The organism is Pseudomonas putida, assembly GCF_002906855.1.
Lineage (GTDB): Bacteria > Pseudomonadota > Gammaproteobacteria > Pseudomonadales > Pseudomonadaceae > Aquipseudomonas > Aquipseudomonas putida_N.
The window spans coordinates 1,017,171-1,033,921 of record NZ_MINI01000038.1; the positions used below are offsets into that span (position 1 = coordinate 1,017,171).

Consider the following 16,751-nt stretch of genomic DNA (forward strand, 5'->3'; position numbering starts at 1 on the left):
TGGTCACACTCCCTGGGATGTGGTGGATTCCAATCCGTTTGCATACCGGAAAGATTGTAGGAAAAGACCGGCATTCATGTTGGGATTTTTTGTTATAGAGGCCGCATTTTTCATGTAGCCCGACACCGCCGCCGGGTTGTGCCCTTACTTTCCGGCGGTTTTTATCCAGGCCGCTTTGCGCGACACTGGGCGCACGCCATACACGGAGCCCGTCATGACCGCCAGTGCCGACAAGTTTACCCGCCAGACCCTGCTCGACGTCCAGCCGCTGACGCCGAACCTGTTCAGCCTGCGGGTTACGCGTGATCCAGGGTTTCGCTTCCGGGCCGGCCAGTTTGCCCGGCTGGGCGTGACCAAGGCCGATGGCAGTGTGGTCTGGCGTGCCTATTCGATGGTCAGCGCTCCCCATGATGAATACCTCGACTTCTTTTCAATCGTGGTTCCGGGGGGCGAATTCACCAGCGAGCTCAGCCGCCTGGGCGAGGGCGATAGCCTGTTGATCGACCGTCAGGCGTTCGGCTACCTGACCCTCGACCGCTTCATCGGCGGCCGCGACCTGTGGTTGCTGGCAACCGGTACTGGCATTGCGCCTTTCATGTCGATCCTGCAGGACTTCGAGGCCTGGGAGCGGTTCGACAACATCAAGCTGGTGTACTCGGTTCGCGAGGCGAAAGAGCTGGCGTATGTAGACGACATCGCCGGGCTGGAGCAGCGGGATTACCTGGCCGAGTTCGCTGGCAAGCTGCAGTTCATTCCGGTCGTCACTCGTGAGCAGCACCCAGGGGCATTGAATGCGCGTATCACCACGCTGATCGAGAATGGCGAGCTGGAAAAGGCGGCGGGGCTGGAGTTGTCGCCCGAGCATTCGCGGATCATGCTCTGCGGCAACCCCGAGATGATCGACGAGACACGCAAGGTGCTCAAGGCGCGTGACCTGCAACTGAGCCTTAGCAAGCGGCCGGGGCAGGTGGCGGTGGAAAACTACTGGTAATGCAAAGGGGCCACGATGCGGCCCCAGCCATTTCAGGGCAACCGATTCTGGTTCTGCGCCTTGAGCAGGTCGCGGATCTCGGTGAGCAGGGTTTCCTGCGGAGTGGGGACTGGCGGAGCAGTCGGTGCCACGGCTTCTTCGCGCTTGAGGCGGTTGATTGCCTTCACGCCCATGAAGATGGCGAAGGCGACGATGACGAAGTCGATCACGGTCTGTATGAACTTGCCGTAGGCCAGCACCACTGCGGGCACATCACCCTCGGCAGCCTTCAGGGTGATTGCCAGGTCGCTGAAGTCGACACCGCCGATCAGCAGACCCAGTGGTGGCATGACCACGTCACCGACGAAGGACGAGACGATCTTGCCGAAGGCTGCGCCGATGATGATACCGACCGCCATGTCGACGACATTGCCTTTGACCGCGAAGGCCTTGAACTCACTGATCATGCCCATGTTTGGTTCCTTGTAACAAATGGTGAGGTTAACGCAGTGTAAGCCACTAAAACGCTTCATGCGTTGGCTTCAGGGGTAGTGACTGCGGTTAGAACGAATAGTTTTGTCGCGTCCCGACGCGTTCGAGACACATCGGCCTCGGCTATCATGGCGGTTTTTTCCAGGAGACCCTGCCCATGGCCAAGGCCAAGCGTTTATATGGCTGCACCGAGTGCGGCGCGACCTTCCCCAAGTGGGCTGGCCAATGTGCCGACTGTGGGGCCTGGAACACCCTGGTCGAGACCATGATCGAAAGCGGCGGGGCGGCGGCCCCAAGCGGCCGCGCCGGCTGGACCGGGCAGCAGGCGCAGATCAAGACCCTGGCCGAAGTCAGCGTCGAAGAAATTCCGCGCTTCACCACCAGCAGCACCGAACTCGACCGCGTGCTCGGCGGTGGCCTGGTCGATGGCTCGGTGGTGCTGATCGGTGGTGACCCAGGGATCGGCAAGTCGACCATCCTGCTGCAGACCCTGTGCAACATCGCGGTGGGCTTGCCCGCGTTGTACGTCACCGGTGAAGAGTCGCAGCAGCAGGTGGCCATGCGCTCGCGGCGCCTGGGCCTGCCCCAGGACCAGCTCAAGGTGATGACCGAGACTTGCATCGAAACCATCATTGCCACCGCGCGGGTGGAAAAACCCCGGGTCATGGTGATCGACTCGATCCAGACCATCTTCACCGAGCAGTTGCAGTCCGCCCCTGGTGGCGTGGCCCAGGTGCGCGAGAGCACCGCGCTGCTGGTGCGTTATGCCAAGCAGAGTGGTACGGCGATCTTCCTGGTCGGCCACGTCACCAAGGAAGGCTCGCTGGCCGGGCCGCGGGTGCTGGAGCACATGGTCGACACCGTGCTGTACTTCGAGGGCGAGTCCGACGGCCGCCTGCGCTTGCTGCGGGCGGTGAAGAACCGGTTCGGCGCGGTCAACGAACTGGGCGTGTTCGGCATGACCGACCGTGGCCTGAAAGAGGTGTCCAACCCCTCGGCAATCTTCCTCAACCGCACCCAGGAAGAAGTGCCTGGCAGTGTGGTCATGGCCACTTGGGAAGGCACCCGGCCCATGCTGGTCGAGGTGCAGGCGCTGGTCGATGACAGCCACCTGGCCAACCCGCGACGGGTCACCCTGGGCCTGGATCAGAACCGCCTGGCCATGTTGCTGGCGGTACTGCACCGACATGGTGGCATTCCCACCCATGACCAGGACGTGTTCCTCAACGTGGTCGGCGGGGTGAAGGTATTGGAGACGGCTTCGGACCTGGCGTTGCTGGCAGCGGTGATGTCCAGCCTGCGCAACCGGCCGTTGGCCCATGGGTTGCTGGTGTTTGGCGAAATTGGCTTGTCGGGCGAGGTGCGGCCAGTGCCCAGCGGCCAGGAGCGCCTGAAAGAGGCGGCCAAGCATGGCTTCAAACGCGCCATTGTGCCCAAGGGCAATGCGCCGAAGGAGCCGCCTGCGGGGTTGCAGGTGATTGCCGTGACCCGGCTTGAACAGGCGCTGGATGCCTTGTTCGAATAAACGAAAAAGGGGGAGCCGACGATGCGCATCGGCTCCCCCCACGTCACCGCTCAGTCAGCGGTCAATGTTCGGCCACCGCACTGCGCCTGGGCGCCTGGTTGCCATGCTCGTCCAGCTCCATCACCGGCACTTCGTTGCCCTCGGCATCGAACAGCTTGCCATCCTTGAAGAAGTCGCCATCACGCAGGCACGAGATGTCCGAGTACTGGATGGTGCGTTCGTAGGCTGCGGCGAACACCGACTGGTTCTCCGAGTTGCCCGTCTTGAAGTGGTTGAACAGCAGGTTCAGCAGGATGGCCATGATTGCCGCCGAGCTGATGCCCGAGTGGAAGATGGTCTCGAACCAGTTCGGGAAGTTGTGGTAGAAGGTCGGCGCGGCGATCGGAATCATGCCGAAGCCCAGCGAAGCAGCGACGATGATCAGGTTGACGTTGTTCTTGTAGTTGACCTTCGACAGGGTACGGATACCGCTGGCGGCCACGGTGCCGAACAGCACGATGCCCGCGCCACCCAGTACCGGGGTCGGTACTGCGGCAATTACCCGGCCCATCACCGGCAGCAAGCCGAGCACCACCAGGATCACGCCACCGGTGGCCACCACGTAGCGGCTCTTGACCCCGGTCACGGCCACCAGGCCGACGTTCTGGGCGAAGGCGCTCTGGGTGAACGAGCCGAAGATCGGCGCCAGGATGCTCGACGCCATGTCGGCACGCAGGCCGTTGCCCAGGCGTTTGGAGTCGACCTTGGTGTCGATGATCTCACCCACGGCGAGGATGTCGGCCGAGGTTTCCACCAGGGTCACCATGATCACGATGCACATCGACAGGATCGCGGCGATGTGGAACTCCGGCATGCCGAAGTGGAACGGGGCGGGGAAGGCGAACATCGGGCCTTGGCTGACCTTGCTGAAGTCGGTCATGCCCAGCGCCCAGGCGATCAGCGTGCCGATCACCATGGCCAGCAGGATCGACAACCGCGAAATGGTTGCGCTACCGAGTTTGCTCAGCACCAGGACGATGGCGAAGGTCAGTGCAGCCAGGCCGATATTGGCCACGCTGCCGAACTCCGGCGAAGCGCTGTTGCCGCCCATCACCCAGCGCGCGGCGACTGGCATCAGGGTCAGGCCGATGGTGGTGATGACGATGCCGGTCACCAGCGGCGGGAAGAACTTGGTAATGCGCGAGAACACCGGGGTGATCAGGAAGCCGATCACCGACGCTGCCATGACCGCGCCGAGCACGCCCGGCAGGCCGCCCCCGCCCTCACTGCTGAGGATGGCGCCCATGGTCGCCACGCCGGCGAACGATACGCCCTGCACCAGCGGCAACTGGCAACCGAAGAACGGGATGCCCAGCGTCTGCAGCAAGGTCGCCAGGCCACCGGCAAACAGCGACGCGGCAATCAGCATGCCGATTTCGGCACCGTTGAGGCCGGCTGCCTGACCCAGGATCAGGGGTACCGCGACGATCCCGCCATACATGGTCAGCACATGCTGTAGACCATAGGCCAGGTTGGCACCCAGCCCGAGGTTTTCGTCCTCGGGGCGCTGGGCGGGAGACGTGCTAGGGGACGTAGTCATGGAGCAGGCTCTCTGTTTATTGTTGTGGCACTACTGTAGACATTTCCTACAAATGATTGCTACATAAATTGTATACAAGTTTTTGATCGGAACGCGTACAGCAGGCCTTGCGATATGTGCAAGACCTCAATGCAGAACGCGTACCAAGTTATTGAATGCGGTGTTAGAGGGGTGTGTACAAAGCGGCGCTACCCAGGCAGAAAGCTGTCTGGGTAGCCAAGAAACAGAAGGTGGGAAGGCTGTTAGCCAACTAACAGATTCTATTCTTCGATGAGTTCGCGCAGCTCGCGCATCATTTCGGTGCCATCGGCCAGGTTCAATTCCACAAGACGGTGCAAATGGCTCATTGAGTCGACGTCGATGTACAGGCAGACGAAGCCCAGGCGGGTGGGCTCCTCATGGCGCAGTTCCACCTGCATTTGTACCCGCACCTCGGAGTTCAGGTGGATGACCGCATCGAAGTCCTGGGTCAGGTCGGCGTCCCAGGGTTCGGGGCATTTGACCAGCATGCCCTTAAGCGACACATCCAGCAGTTTTACCGGCCAGCGGCGGTCGCCCTGACGCAGCTCGGTGGGGGCATCGAAATCGATGCGCTGGAAGCGGCGGCGTTCGTCGTGATCGCTCATGGGGTAGGTCCTCGGGTGACATCCTGACTATAGTTAGTTGGATATGTGCATCAGGTACCGCAATCTGGCCGCAGAGGCTCTAGACCAAAGCAAGTGTGGCAATGCGCGATGACACGCCCTAGACTCGATGGGCGGTCTTTTCCAATCCACCAGCTGGAAGCAAACCATGAACAACAATAATAGCCTGCTACGCCACATTCCGTGGCTGGCGCTGGCAGTCATAGGAGCCTGCGCGCTGGGTGTCGTCGCCCTGCGTCGCGGCGAGGCGATCAATGCCTTGTGGATCGTGGTCGCTGCGGTGGCCATCTACCTGGTCGCCTACCGTTACTACAGCCTGTTCATCGCCACCAAGGTGATGCAACTCGACCCTCGCCGAGCCACCCCGGCGGTGCTCAACAACGACGGTCTGGACTACGTTCCGACCAACAAACACATTCTCTTCGGTCACCACTTCGCCGCCATTGCTGGCGCCGGCCCCCTGGTCGGCCCGGTACTCGCCGCGCAAATGGGCTACCTGCCCGGCACGCTGTGGCTGATTGCCGGCGTGGTGCTGGCCGGTGCGGTGCAGGACTTCATGGTCCTGTTCCTCTCCACCCGTCGCAACGGCCGCTCGCTGGGCGACATGGTGCGCGAGGAGATGGGCCGCATCCCGGGGACCATCGCCCTGTTCGGCTGCTTCCTGATCATGATCATCATCCTCGCGGTGCTGGCGCTGATCGTGGTCAAGGCCCTGGCCGAGAGCCCATGGGGCATGTTCACGGTAATGGCGACCATCCCGATCGCGATGTTCATGGGCATCTACATGCGCTACATCCGCCCGGGCCGCATTGGCGAGATCTCGGTGGTCGGCGTGGTACTGCTGCTGGCGTCGATCTGGCTGGGGGGCCAGATTGCAGCCGATCCGGTCTGGGGCCCGGCGTTCACCTTCACTGGCGTGCAGATCACCTGGATGCTGGTCGGCTACGGCTTCGTCGCTGCCGTGTTGCCGGTCTGGCTGGTACTGGCGCCGCGTGACTACCTGTCGACCTTCCTCAAGATCGGTACCATCATCGCCCTGGCCATCGGCATCCTGGTGACCATGCCCGAGCTGAAAATGCCAGCGCTGACCCAGTTCACCGACGGCACCGGCCCGGTGTGGAAGGGCACACTGTTCCCGTTCCTGTTCATCACCATCGCCTGCGGCGCGGTATCCGGCTTCCATGCGCTGATTTCCTCGGGGACCACGCCGAAGCTGCTGGACAACGAAGCCAACGCCCGTTACATCGGCTACGGCGGCATGCTGATGGAGTCGTTCGTCGCCATCATGGCCATGGTTGCCGCCTCGGTGATCGAGCCGGGCGTGTACTTCGCCATGAACAGCCCGGCCGCCGTGGTTGGCGCCGACGTGGCTTCGGTGGCGCAAACGGTCAGCAGCTGGGGCTTCATGATCACCCCTGAGCAGCTCGAAGCGGTGGCCCGTGACATCGGCGAGCACACCGTTCTCGCCCGTGCCGGTGGTGCACCGACCCTGGCCGTGGGTATCGCGCAGATCCTGCACCAAGTGCTGCCGGGTGAAAACACCATGGCCTTCTGGTACCACTTCGCGATCCTGTTCGAGGCGCTGTTCATCCTCACCGCGGTGGACGCCGGTACCCGTGCCGGCCGCTTCATGCTGCAAGACCTGCTGGGCAGCTTCGTGCCGGCGCTCAAGCGCACCGAGTCGTGGACTGCCAACCTGATCGGCACCGCCGGTTGCGTTGCGCTGTGGGGCTACCTGCTATACCAGGGCGTGATCGACCCACTGGGTGGCATCAACACTCTGTGGCCGCTGTTCGGTATCTCCAACCAGATGCTGGCCGGTATCGCCCTGATGCTCGGCACCGTGGTACTGATCAAGATGAAGCGCGAGCGCTACATCTGGGTCACCCTGCTGCCGGCTGCCTGGCTGCTGATCTGCACCACTGCGGCGGGCTTGATCAAGCTGTTCGACCCGAACCCGGCCGTCGGCTTCCTGGCCCTGGCCAAGAAGTACAGCACCGCGCTGGATGCCGGTCAGGTCTTGGCCCCGGCCAAGGACATCAACCAGATGCAGCACGTGATCTTCAACGCCTACACCAACGCCGGCCTGACCATTCTGTTCCTGCTGGTGGTGTTCAGTGTGCTGTTCTTCGCCCTCAAGGTCGGCTACGCCGCCCTCGGCCGCAAAGAACGCACCGACAAGGAAACCCCGTTCCAGGCCCTGCCTGACGCTTGAGAGGACTGCAGTGATGTTCAACGACCTGGGTCGACTGGGTAAATACCTGGGGCAGGCAGCCCGCCTGATGGTCGGCATGCCCGACTACGACAACTACGTCGAGCACATGCGCAACAAGCACCCGGACCAGCCGGTGATGACGTACGAGGCGTTCTTCCGCGAACGTCAGGAAGCACGTTACGGTGGCAAGTCCGGGCCCAAGTGCTGTTGAACCTGCAACGTGCGTGAACCTGTGGGAGGCCGGGCAACCGGCCTCCCACAATCATTTTCAGCTTCAGGAGATTTTTGCGTGCAGACGCCCATTCCCGTTACGGTCCTCACCGGTTTCCTCGGTGCCGGCAAGACCACCCTGCTCAAGCACATGCTCAAGGCCGAACACGGCCTGAAGATCGCCGTGATCGAGAACGAGTTCAGCGAGGCCGGCATCGACAGCCAGCTGCTTGGCGACGAGCCGGTACAGGTCATGACCCTGGCCAACGGCTGCGTGTGCTGCAGCATCCATGGCGACCTGACCCGCGCCCTGTACCTGCTGCTCGAACGCCTGGACGCTGGCGAGATCACCTTCGACCGCCTGGTGATCGAATGCACCGGCCTGGCCGACCCGGCACCAGTGGCGCAGACCTTTTTCATCGATGAGGAACTACGTGATCGCTACATCCTCGACGGCATCATCACCCTCGTCGATGCTGCCCACGCCGAGGTGCACCTGACCCAGACCATCGCCCAGGCCCAGGTCGGTTTTGCCGATCGCCTGCTGCTGAGCAAGACCGACCTGGTCGAACCCGCTGCGGTGGAGGCCCTGCGCGAGCGCTTGGCGCGGATCAATGGCCGCGCAGCCATCCGTGTGGTCGAGCATGGCCGCATCGACCTCGCAGAGCTGCTCGATGTGCGCGGTTTCAACCTGAACCCGGACCTGGGTGCCAACCTCAAGCCAAGCCTGCGCCCGGTGCTCAAGCCGGCTACACCGGACCGGATTTCCACCTTGGTGCTACGCACCGAGACGGCACTGGACATCGACCGCCTCAGCGATTTCATGAATGAACTGCTGGAAGAGCACGGCAAGCAGTTGCTGCGCTACAAGGGCGTGTTGAACATCGCCGGCGAAGACCGTCGCCTGGTGTTTCAGGGTGTGCTCAAGCTCTACGGCTTCGACTGGGATGCCGAATGGGCAGCAGACGAGAACCGCGAGAGCGTGATGGTGTTCATCGCCGATGAGCTGCCCGAGGCTAAGATTCGGGCTGGGTTCGAGGCGCTGGCTGCGGGCTGAGCTGGCGCGGAGGCTGAGCCTCGAACCACTGCGGCCAGGAGCTGCGGTGGCGTGTCTCGACCTCGACGCACGGGATCAGTCGCTCAGCGAGCACGGCGGTTTGCCGCACGGCCTTGGCGGTGCGGTACTTGACGCTGTGGATGCACTCGCGGTCGCCAAACTCGCAGCGGTTCAGCGCCGTGCCACCACAAGGGCCGTTGGCCAGCCCCTTGGGGCAGGTTTCCGGGCAGGTGTAGAGGGTGTCTTCCAGGCGGCAGCGGCCGCAGGTGTCGCAGCCAATCAACGGGCGTTTGACCGCCCGTTCCAGCCCGTGGAGCACCCGGGCCCCACGCTTGGTTGCCCACAGTGGCTGGCGCACGGCCCAACCGAACGCTTTGCTGAGCCAGTTGGTGCGGCTGAACAGCAGCGAATGGGCGCCGTGCAGCAGGTGATAACGGACTTTCTCCTTGCCTGAGGCGCTGACGGTCGATTCACCTTTGCGCCAGTTGCCCTGTGGCGGATGGAACGCCACGATGGGCAGGCCACGCATCTGCCAGCAGTCGGCCCAGGCGGGCGCCCAGTGCTCCAGCGAATGGATCCGCGCCTGCCAGTGTTCCAGGCGCTCTTCCAGTGCCAGCAGCTGCTTGAGTTCGTGAATCCCCGACAGGTGCACGCCTGCATACCCCATCAGCTTCACACCGATGATCTGCAAGGCCAGGCGATCGACGCTGCGCGCTTGGGCGAAGGCCTTGGACACCTTGCTTTCGGCTTCGAGCAGCTCGTGCATCGAAGGGGTGACGGTCACGCCCGCCACATGTTCGAGCATCGTCGCGCGGCCGTGGGTCAGGCTCATCAGGCAGGCCAGCATCGGTTTCGGTGCGGCCTGGCGCTGCATCCAGTGGATGGCTTCCTGGTGCTTGCTGGCATCGAAGCCCAGTTGCAAGGTAAGGAAGTCTGCGCCAGCGGCGAGCTTTTTCTCGGCTTTGAAGTATTGCGCTCCGCCTTCTTCTTCGTGGTACTTGAACGGGTTCAGTGCCGCGCCGAGCAACCAGTGCGGGCAGGCCTGGCGGGCAATCAGCAAGGCTGCGACCGACTCCAGGTAGCGCACCGGGCGTTCTCCGGGTTGGTGGCCGGGCAGGCGATCGCCGGTGAGCAGCAGCAACTGATCGAGGCCGGCGGCGTCCATGCGCTGCAGCTGAGCCAAGAGATGATGGCGCTCGCGGTCCTTGCCGGAGAAGTGCGGCAGGGCGGGGAGCGGGGTGCTGAACGAGGCGAGGGCGTCCAGTGGCGACATGTCCAGCGGGCTGCCCACGCGGTCGCCGATGGCGACGGTCATGGGCCAGCCGCACAGCTGCCCGCGGGCCATGATCGCCTCCATCGCGGCGAAGCGTTCCGCCGAGGGCTTGGGAACGAATTCCATGACGCAGACGAAGTGTTTTTCGCGCAGCGCGGCTTTCAGCAGGCTCATGGCTCGAGGGCACCTGGCGTATTCAGGTTTGCATTGTGCGGCAGTTGATCGGTTGGGCTCATGTCTGAATACGTAGGCTGCTGCTCTGAACAAGACATTCAGGTTCGTGGGCATCATGAGCAATTCTTGAGTTCATCTCAAATTTAATGAGTTTGTCTCAGGGGCTCGCCGGCCGGAAAATTCCCTCATTCATTTCGGTACTCATTTTCAGAACTCTGAGGGACAAGACATGGCACTGGCACACAACCTGGGCTTTCCACGCTTTGGCAGTGATCGCGAGCTGCGTGCCCGCCATTGGCAAGTGCAGAAAGACGCCGGCATCGAGCTGCTGCCAGTTGGCGATTTCGCCTGGTCCGACCAGCCGTTTGCCCAATGCTGGGAGCAACTGTTCGACGAAGTGACCGAAGCCAAGGCTTTGGGCCATGCAGTCAAACCGGTGGTGATCGGCCCTTTGACCTATCTGTGGCAGGCCAGCAATGGCAACGCCGACCTCGATGAGCTGGAACACCTGCTGTCGCTGTATGACCTGGGCCTGAACCGCCTGGCTGCCCTGGGGGCCGAATGGGTGCAGATCGATGAGCCGATCCTGGCCCAGGAACTGCCGCAGGATTGGAAAAACGCTTTCGAACGTGTCTACAACATCCTTCAGCGTGCACCGCTGAAGAAGCTGATCGCCACCTACTTGGGTGGCCTGGAAGGCAACCTCGGCCTGGCCGTCAGCCTGCCGGTCGATGGCTTGCACGTCGACCTGGTGCAGGCCCCCGAGCAGTACCAGACCATCCTCGACCGGCTACCGGCCTACAAGGTGCTGTCGCTCGGCCTGGTCGACGGCCGCAACGCCTCGCCATGCAACCTGGAAAATACCCTGGACCTGCTGCTCGACGCCCACGACCGTCTGGGCGATCGGCTGTGGGTGGCCACAGCCTGCCCGTTACTGCACAGCCCGGTGGAGCAGGCCGTGCACAAGTGCCAGGAAGCCGCGCTGCTGGCCAGGGCCGTCAACGAAGCGGCTGCCCGCGAGTTGCGCGCGACTGCCTGATCAACGCTCGATCGCCAGTGCGACACCCTGGCCACCACCAATGCACAAGGTGGCCAGCCCCTTCTTGGCATCACGCTTGATCATTTCGTGCAGCAAGGTCACCAGCACGCGGCACCCGGAAGCACCGATCGGATGCCCCAGGGCAATCGCGCCGCCATTGACGTTGACCTTGCTGGCATCCCACTCCAGCGCCTTGCCCACCGCCAGTGCCTGCGCGGCAAAGGCCTCGTTGGCTTCGATCAGGTCAAGGTCAGCCAGCTGCCAGCCCGCCTTGTCCAGGCAACGCTGGGTCGCCGACACCGGGCCGATACCCATGATCGCCGGGTCCACGCCGGCACTGGCATAACCGGCAATCTTCGCCAGCACCGGCAGCCCCAGGGCCTTGGCTTTGCTGGCGCTCATCAGCAGCACCGCGGCGGCGCCGTCGTTGAGGCTGGAGGCATTGCCGGCGGTGACGCTGCCGTCCTTCTTGAAGGCAGGGCGCAGCTTGGCCAGCGACTCGGCGGTGGTGTCCGGGCGGGGTTGTTCATCACGGTCGAAGACTTTCGGCTCACCTTTTTTCTGCGGCATCACGATCGGGGTGATCTCGTCCTTGAAGCGGCCCGCTTCGATCGCCGCCACGGCCTTGCGCTGCGACTCGGCGGCAAAGGCGTCCTGCTGCTCACGGCTCAGGCCGTATTTTTCCACCAGGTTCTCGGCGGTGATGCCCATGTGGTAGTCGTTGAAGGCATCCCACAGGCCGTCGCTGATCATGCTGTCAATCAGTTGGCCATGGCCCATGCGCTGGCCGGTGCGGGCAGATGGCATCACATAGGGGGCCAGGCTCATGTTCTCCTGGCCGCCGGCGATCACCACCTCGGCGTCACCGCAACGGATCGCCTGCGCCGCCAGGTGCAGGGCCTTCAGGCCCGAACCGCAGACCTTGTTCAGGGTCAGTGCCGGCACACTGTAGGGCAGGCCGGCCTTGATCGCGGCCTGGCGCGCCGGGTTCTGCCCGGCACCGGCTGTGAGCACCTGGCCGAGGATCACTTCATCGACCTGGGCCGGGTCCAGCCGGGTCTGCTCCAGCAGCTGCTTGATCACCGCTGCACCAAGGTCGACGGCTGGCACATTGGCCAGGGCACCCTGGAAGCTGCCGATGGCGGTGCGGGTTGCGGCGACGATGACCACGTCGTTCATGTTGTTGTTCTCCGGGCAATGGGCGTAGTGCTGCCAGCATCGGCGGGTTCGGTTGATTTGTTAAGTTTGTTTTTCTTTGTGATTGATGTGAAAAGCCAATCAATCAGTTGTGAGCCAGGGTGTTCGCCTCAAGGGTTCAGGCGCCTGTGAAATCGAGCGCCGCCCGCGCGGCGCTCGATCTCGAAGGCGCTAAACATCTGTCGTCATGCTTAGACCTGCGGGCACTGATGTGTCACACAATGAATCCCCCCGCCACCCGCCGCAATCGCATCGATATCCAGCTGCACGATATCCCGCCCTGGGTACAACACGGCCAGCAGTGCCCGGGCTTTTTCATCGGCCTGCGCATCACCGAACTGCGGTGCGATGATCGCGCCGTTGATCACGAAGTAGTTGATGTACCCCGCCGCAAAGTCGTCATTGCCTTGGCTGAACCTGTTGCGCCGCCCGCGCAGGGGCGGCGATACCACATGCACCTGCAGGCGCCTGCCCTCGGCATCAGTGGCTTTCTTGAGTATCTCCAGGTGCTTGCGGGTCACCGCGTGGTCATAGGAGTCCGGGTCATTGTCCAGGTTGGCGATCACTACCCCAGGGCGGACGAAGCGGGCATAGAAGTCCACATGCCCGTCGGTGATGTCTTCGCCAGCGATGCCCGGCAGCCAGATGACCTTGCTCAAACCCAGGCGTGCCTTGAGCTCGGCCTCGACGTCGGCCTGGCTCCAGTCCGGGTTGCGGTTGGCATTGATCCAGCTGCTCTGGGTCATGATGCCGGTGCCGTGGCCGTCCACTTCGATGGCGCCGCCTTCGCCCACCAGTTCGCTGCGCTGGTAACGCGCGCCGGCCAGCGGGGCCATACGCTTGGCCAGCTGCGCGTCGTTCTGGTGGCGTTGCTTGTTGCCCCAGCCGTTGAAGTTGAAATCCACCGCAGCGAGGGCGCCATCGTCGTCGACGACGAAGTTGGCGCCGATGTCGCGCATCCAGATGTCGTCCAGGTTGCATTCGACAAAGCGGGTGTTGTGGCTGGCGCAGTGCCGCTCGGCCAGTTCGCGTTCACCGGGGCGACAGAACACAGTCACTGGCTGGTAGCGGGCGATAGCCTGGGCGATACGGCCCAAGGCGGCTTGCACATCGGCGGTGAAGTCCTCCCAGATGGCCTTTTGGGCACCGAAGGCGATGAACGCGCGCTGCTGTGGTTCACCTTCGTCGGGCATGAACCAGCGCCCGGGTTCCTCAGCGCGGGCCAGGCCCAGCGGCAGTCCAAGTCCGGCACCGACGCCTGTGACCAGTGACAGTTGCAGGATGGTTCTACGGCTGTGCATGGGTCAGTCCTGTGCAGTCTTGAAACGGGTCCACACGCGCATGCGCGCTCGCATGTCGGCCTGTGGAATGTCCCGGCCCGGAATCAGCCGGGCGTAGGTGGCTTCGTCGAGGTAGATGTCGGGGTTGTCGCGCATGCGCGGGTCAACTGCCTGGCGCGCCTTGGCGCTGGCCGTGGGGTAGCCGGTGAAGTTGCTGATGGCAGCCATGTTCGCCGGGCGCATGACGAAGTTGATGAAACGATAGGCGTATTCCGGGTGCTGGGCATCTGCCGGGATGGCCATGGTGTCCATCCACACCGTGGTGCCCTGGCGCGGTACGCGGTACTGGAAGTCGAGGTGCTTGTCGGCAGCGTCGGCGGCGCGCTGGGCCTGGATCACGTCGCCGCTGTAGCCCAGCGACAGGCACAGGTTCTCGTTGACCAACTCGGTCACCGGTTGCGACTGGAACTTGCGTATGTACGGGCGCACCGCCTTGAGCAGTTCGCTGGCGGCCGCCAGGTCCTCACGCTTGGCGCTACGCGGTTCGCGGCCCAGATAATGGAGCACTACGGCCAGCACTTCATCGGGCGAGTCAATGATCGAGATGCCGCAATCGGCGAACTTGGCCGCAAGCTCCGGCTTGAACAGCAGGTCGAGGTTGTCCAGCGGGGCATCGGGCATGCGCTGGCGGACTTTCTCGGCATTCGCGGTCAGGCCGATGGTGCCCCAGGTGTAGGGCACGGTCGCCTGGCTGGCCTTGGGGTATTGCGCATGCAGCTTGCGCAGGCCGGGCTCGATATCGTCGAGGGCTTCCAGGCGGCTGTGGTCCAGTGGCTGCAGGCTGCCGGCACGCATCAGGCGTTCCGCCACGGTATCGCCGGGGAACACCAGGTCGTAGCCACTGCGCCCGGACATCAACTTGGCTTCGAGTACCTCGCTGCCGTCCATCACGTCGTAGATCACCTGGATACCGGTTTCGGCGGTGAATTGCTTGAGGGTGTCTTCGGCGAAGTAATCGGCCCAGTTGTACAGGCGCAGGGTGGGCTGGTCGGCCTGGGCCTGGCTGGCGCAGAGGGCCAGGCCCAGTGCGGCGATAACGTGGCGTTTCATGCTCAGGCCCTCAGGCTGTGTGGGTGCTTGCCGTCCTGGGTCAGTAGCGGCGCGTACATTTCCGGGCGGCGGTCGCGGTAGATGCCCCAGCTCAGACGGTCTTCGCGCATGCGTGCCAGGTCCAGGTCGTGCAGCCAGATACCGCTGCTGTTGCGGTCGGCTTCGGCGAGCATCGCGCCCTTGTGGTCGCAGATGAACGACGAGCCGTAGAAGCGCATGCTCAGTGATTCATCGCTATCGGCCACTTCCACGCCGACGCGGTTGGCGGCCACCACGGGCACCAGGTTGGCGGCGGCATGACCGCGCATGGCGACCTGCCAATGATCACGCGAGTCCAGCTCGGCGCAGCCGGGCTCGGAGCCGATGGCGGTGGGGAACAGCAGCACCTCGGCGCCCAGCAGGGCCAGGCAGCGGGCAGTTTCCGGGAACCACTGGTCCCAGCAGATGCCGATGCCGAGGCAGCCAAAGGCGGTGTCCCAGACTTTGAAACCGGTGTCGCCGGGGCTGAAGTACTCCTTCTCCTGGTAGCCGATGGCGTTGGGGATGTGGGTCTTGCGGTAGACGCCTAGCAACTGGCCATCGGCATCGGCTACGGTCAGCGAGTTGAAGAATGCATTGCCGGCGCGCTCGTACCAGCTCAGTGGCAGTACCACGCCCAGCTCGCCGGCCAGGGCCGCGAAACGTTGCAGGATCGGGCTGCTCGGGTAGGGTTCGGCCAGTGCCTGGTGCTTGTGGTCCTGCTCGATGCAGAAGTAGGGCGTGGCAAACAGCTCTTGCAGCAGGATCACCTGCGCGCCATCGGCGGCGGCCTGGCGTACCAGCTGCTCGGCGCGGTCCAGGTTGTCGGGCAGGTTCCAGCTGCAAGGCATCTGGGTGGTGGCGATGCGCAGCAGGCTCATGGCTGCACCTGCGGCTGCTGCTGGGTGATGCAATGGATGCCGCCGCCGCCGTGGGCGATGGCATCGATACGCACCGGCACGATTTCGCGGCCAGGGAAGGCGTGGGCGAGTTGCTCGGCGGCGTCCTGGTCGGCGGCGATGCCGTAGGCCGGCATGATGATCGCGCCGTTGGCGATGTAGAAGTTGGTGTAGGAAGCGCAGAACACTTCAGCGTCCTGATCGACTGCGGCGCTGGCTTCATAGAGGTCGAGCAGTTCGAAATGACGGCCCTGAGCATCGCTGGCGAGTTCCAGGGCGCGACGGTTTTCGCGGACCACTTCGGCGTAGACCGAGCCGTGATCGTGGGTGGCATCGACCAGCAGTACGCCTGGGCGGGCGAAGGCGCAGACGCCATCGACATGGCCGTCGGTCATGTCGCCGGTGACGTACTGCGGGTCGCCAGGCAGCCAGATGGTCTTGCTGATGCCCAGGTAGCGGGCGAAACAGGCTTCGAAATCAGCCTTGTCGATACCGGGGTTGCGGTTGGGGTTGAGCAGCACCGATTCGGTGGTGATAAGCGTACCTTCACCGTCGACATGAATCGCGCCGCCTTCGTTGCACAGGAAGGTGCTGAAGCCGTCCAGGCCCAGCTGGTCGAGGATACGGCGGCCGAGGCTGCGGTCCTGGCTGTGTTGCGATTTACCGCCCCAGGCATTGAAGCGCCAGCTCAGCCCGGCCAGGCCATGCTGCGGGTGGCAAACGAAGCTTGGACCGCTGTCACGGCACCAGCTGTCGTCCACGGCCAGTTCGATCAGTTCGATGTTGGCGCCGCACAGGGCGCGGGCGCTTTGCAGGGCAGAAGGGTCGACGACCATCTTCACCGGCTCGAAGCGGGCAATGGCTTGCGCTACACGGGCATAGTCCCGCTGCACATCGGCCAGGCTGACGCGCCAACCGCTTTCCCACAGCGCCTGATTGTGTGGCCAGACCATCCAGGTCGCCGCGTGGCGGGCCCATTCGGCGGGCATACGCCAGCCGCTGTCGAGGGACAGGTGCATAGTGAACTCCGATCTATTAAGGATTTTTATCAACGAAGCCCGCCGTCGCG

The 16,751-nt window shown here is 63.4% G+C and carries 15 protein-coding genes; 6 read left to right on the top strand and 9 right to left on the bottom strand.

Annotation, left to right across the window (positions count from 1 at the left end):
- Positions 1-214 precede the first annotated feature (214 nt).
- Positions 215-991: a ferredoxin--NADP reductase gene (locus tag BGP85_RS17290; protein ID WP_103449026.1), complete on the top strand. Its 777-nt coding sequence runs from the start codon at positions 215-217 to the stop codon at positions 989-991.
- A gap of 32 nt (positions 992-1,023) precedes the next feature.
- Here the strand turns inward: BGP85_RS17290 and mscL are convergent, their stop codons facing one another.
- Positions 1,024-1,443: a large-conductance mechanosensitive channel protein MscL gene (gene mscL / locus BGP85_RS17295; RefSeq protein ID WP_103449028.1), complete on the bottom strand. Its 420-nt coding sequence runs from the start codon at positions 1,441-1,443 to the stop codon at positions 1,024-1,026.
- Between the two features lie 176 nt (positions 1,444-1,619).
- Here mscL and radA point away from each other — a divergent pair, with 176 nt between their 5' ends.
- Positions 1,620-2,987 (top strand): DNA repair protein RadA, encoded by a 1,368-nt coding sequence (radA, locus tag BGP85_RS17300; protein ID WP_060485566.1) that lies wholly within the window; start codon positions 1,620-1,622, stop codon positions 2,985-2,987.
- A gap of 61 nt (positions 2,988-3,048) precedes the next feature.
- Here radA and BGP85_RS17305 read toward each other — a convergent pair whose 3' ends face one another.
- Complete coding sequence (locus tag BGP85_RS17305) at positions 3,049-4,566, bottom strand: nucleobase:cation symporter-2 family protein (RefSeq protein ID WP_103449029.1); 1,518 nt, start codon at positions 4,564-4,566, stop codon at positions 3,049-3,051.
- A 260-nt stretch (positions 4,567-4,826) separates the two neighbouring features.
- Positions 4,827-5,192, bottom strand: a complete 366-nt coding sequence (locus BGP85_RS17310) for a PilZ domain-containing protein (RefSeq protein WP_103449031.1) — start codon at positions 5,190-5,192, stop codon at positions 4,827-4,829.
- A 166-nt stretch (positions 5,193-5,358) separates the two neighbouring features.
- Here BGP85_RS17310 and BGP85_RS17315 point away from each other — a divergent pair, with 166 nt between their 5' ends.
- The 3 genes from BGP85_RS17315 to yjiA all read left to right on the top strand — a co-directional run bounded on the left by BGP85_RS17315 (position 5,359) and on the right by yjiA (position 8,692).
- The gene (locus BGP85_RS17315) at positions 5,359-7,425 is read left to right on the top strand and encodes a carbon starvation CstA family protein (protein ID WP_027918411.1); all 2,067 of its coding nucleotides are present in this window, start codon (positions 5,359-5,361) and stop codon (positions 7,423-7,425) included.
- Positions 7,426-7,438: 13 nt separating this feature from the next.
- A complete protein-coding gene (locus tag BGP85_RS17320) occupies positions 7,439-7,636 on the top strand; it encodes a YbdD/YjiX family protein (RefSeq protein ID WP_103449033.1) in 198 nt (65 codons plus the stop codon).
- A 78-nt stretch (positions 7,637-7,714) separates the two neighbouring features.
- The gene (gene yjiA, locus BGP85_RS17325; RefSeq protein WP_103449035.1) at positions 7,715-8,692 is read left to right on the top strand and encodes a GTPase; all 978 of its coding nucleotides are present in this window, start codon (positions 7,715-7,717) and stop codon (positions 8,690-8,692) included.
- On the opposite strand, the gene BGP85_RS17330 is transcribed toward yjiA, so the two are convergent.
- The gene (locus tag BGP85_RS17330; RefSeq protein ID WP_103449036.1) at positions 8,652-10,139 is read right to left on the bottom strand and encodes a methylenetetrahydrofolate reductase C-terminal domain-containing protein; all 1,488 of its coding nucleotides are present in this window, start codon (positions 10,137-10,139) and stop codon (positions 8,652-8,654) included. The genes yjiA and BGP85_RS17330 overlap by 41 nt on opposite strands.
- Positions 10,140-10,368: 229 nt before the next feature.
- On the opposite strand from BGP85_RS17330, the gene BGP85_RS17335 reads away from it, so the two are divergent.
- On the top strand, positions 10,369-11,178 hold the full coding sequence (locus BGP85_RS17335) for a 5-methyltetrahydropteroyltriglutamate--homocysteine methyltransferase (RefSeq protein WP_103449038.1): 810 nt from the start codon (positions 10,369-10,371) through the stop codon (positions 11,176-11,178).
- On the opposite strand, the gene BGP85_RS17340 is transcribed toward BGP85_RS17335, so the two are convergent.
- The 5 genes from BGP85_RS17340 to BGP85_RS17360 all read right to left on the bottom strand — a co-directional run bounded on the left by BGP85_RS17340 (position 11,179) and on the right by BGP85_RS17360 (position 16,701).
- Positions 11,179-12,357 (bottom strand): acetyl-CoA C-acetyltransferase, encoded by a 1,179-nt coding sequence (locus BGP85_RS17340; protein ID WP_103449039.1) that lies wholly within the window; start codon positions 12,355-12,357, stop codon positions 11,179-11,181.
- A 209-nt stretch (positions 12,358-12,566) separates the two neighbouring features.
- Positions 12,567-13,676 carry an agmatine deiminase family protein gene (locus BGP85_RS17345; RefSeq protein ID WP_103449041.1) on the bottom strand — a complete coding sequence of 370 codons (1,110 nt, stop codon included), beginning with the start codon at positions 13,674-13,676 and terminating at the stop codon, positions 12,567-12,569.
- 3 nt (positions 13,677-13,679) lie between these two features.
- A complete protein-coding gene (locus tag BGP85_RS17350) occupies positions 13,680-14,765 on the bottom strand; it encodes an extracellular solute-binding protein (protein ID WP_103449043.1) in 1,086 nt (361 codons plus the stop codon).
- A gap of 2 nt (positions 14,766-14,767) precedes the next feature.
- Positions 14,768-15,664: an N-carbamoylputrescine amidase gene (aguB, locus tag BGP85_RS17355; protein WP_103449045.1), complete on the bottom strand. Its 897-nt coding sequence runs from the start codon at positions 15,662-15,664 to the stop codon at positions 14,768-14,770.
- The gene (locus BGP85_RS17360) at positions 15,661-16,701 is read right to left on the bottom strand and encodes an agmatine deiminase family protein (protein ID WP_103449047.1); all 1,041 of its coding nucleotides are present in this window, start codon (positions 16,699-16,701) and stop codon (positions 15,661-15,663) included. Before BGP85_RS17360 ends, aguB begins: the two co-directional genes overlap by 4 nt.
- Positions 16,702-16,751: the final 50 nt, after the last annotated feature.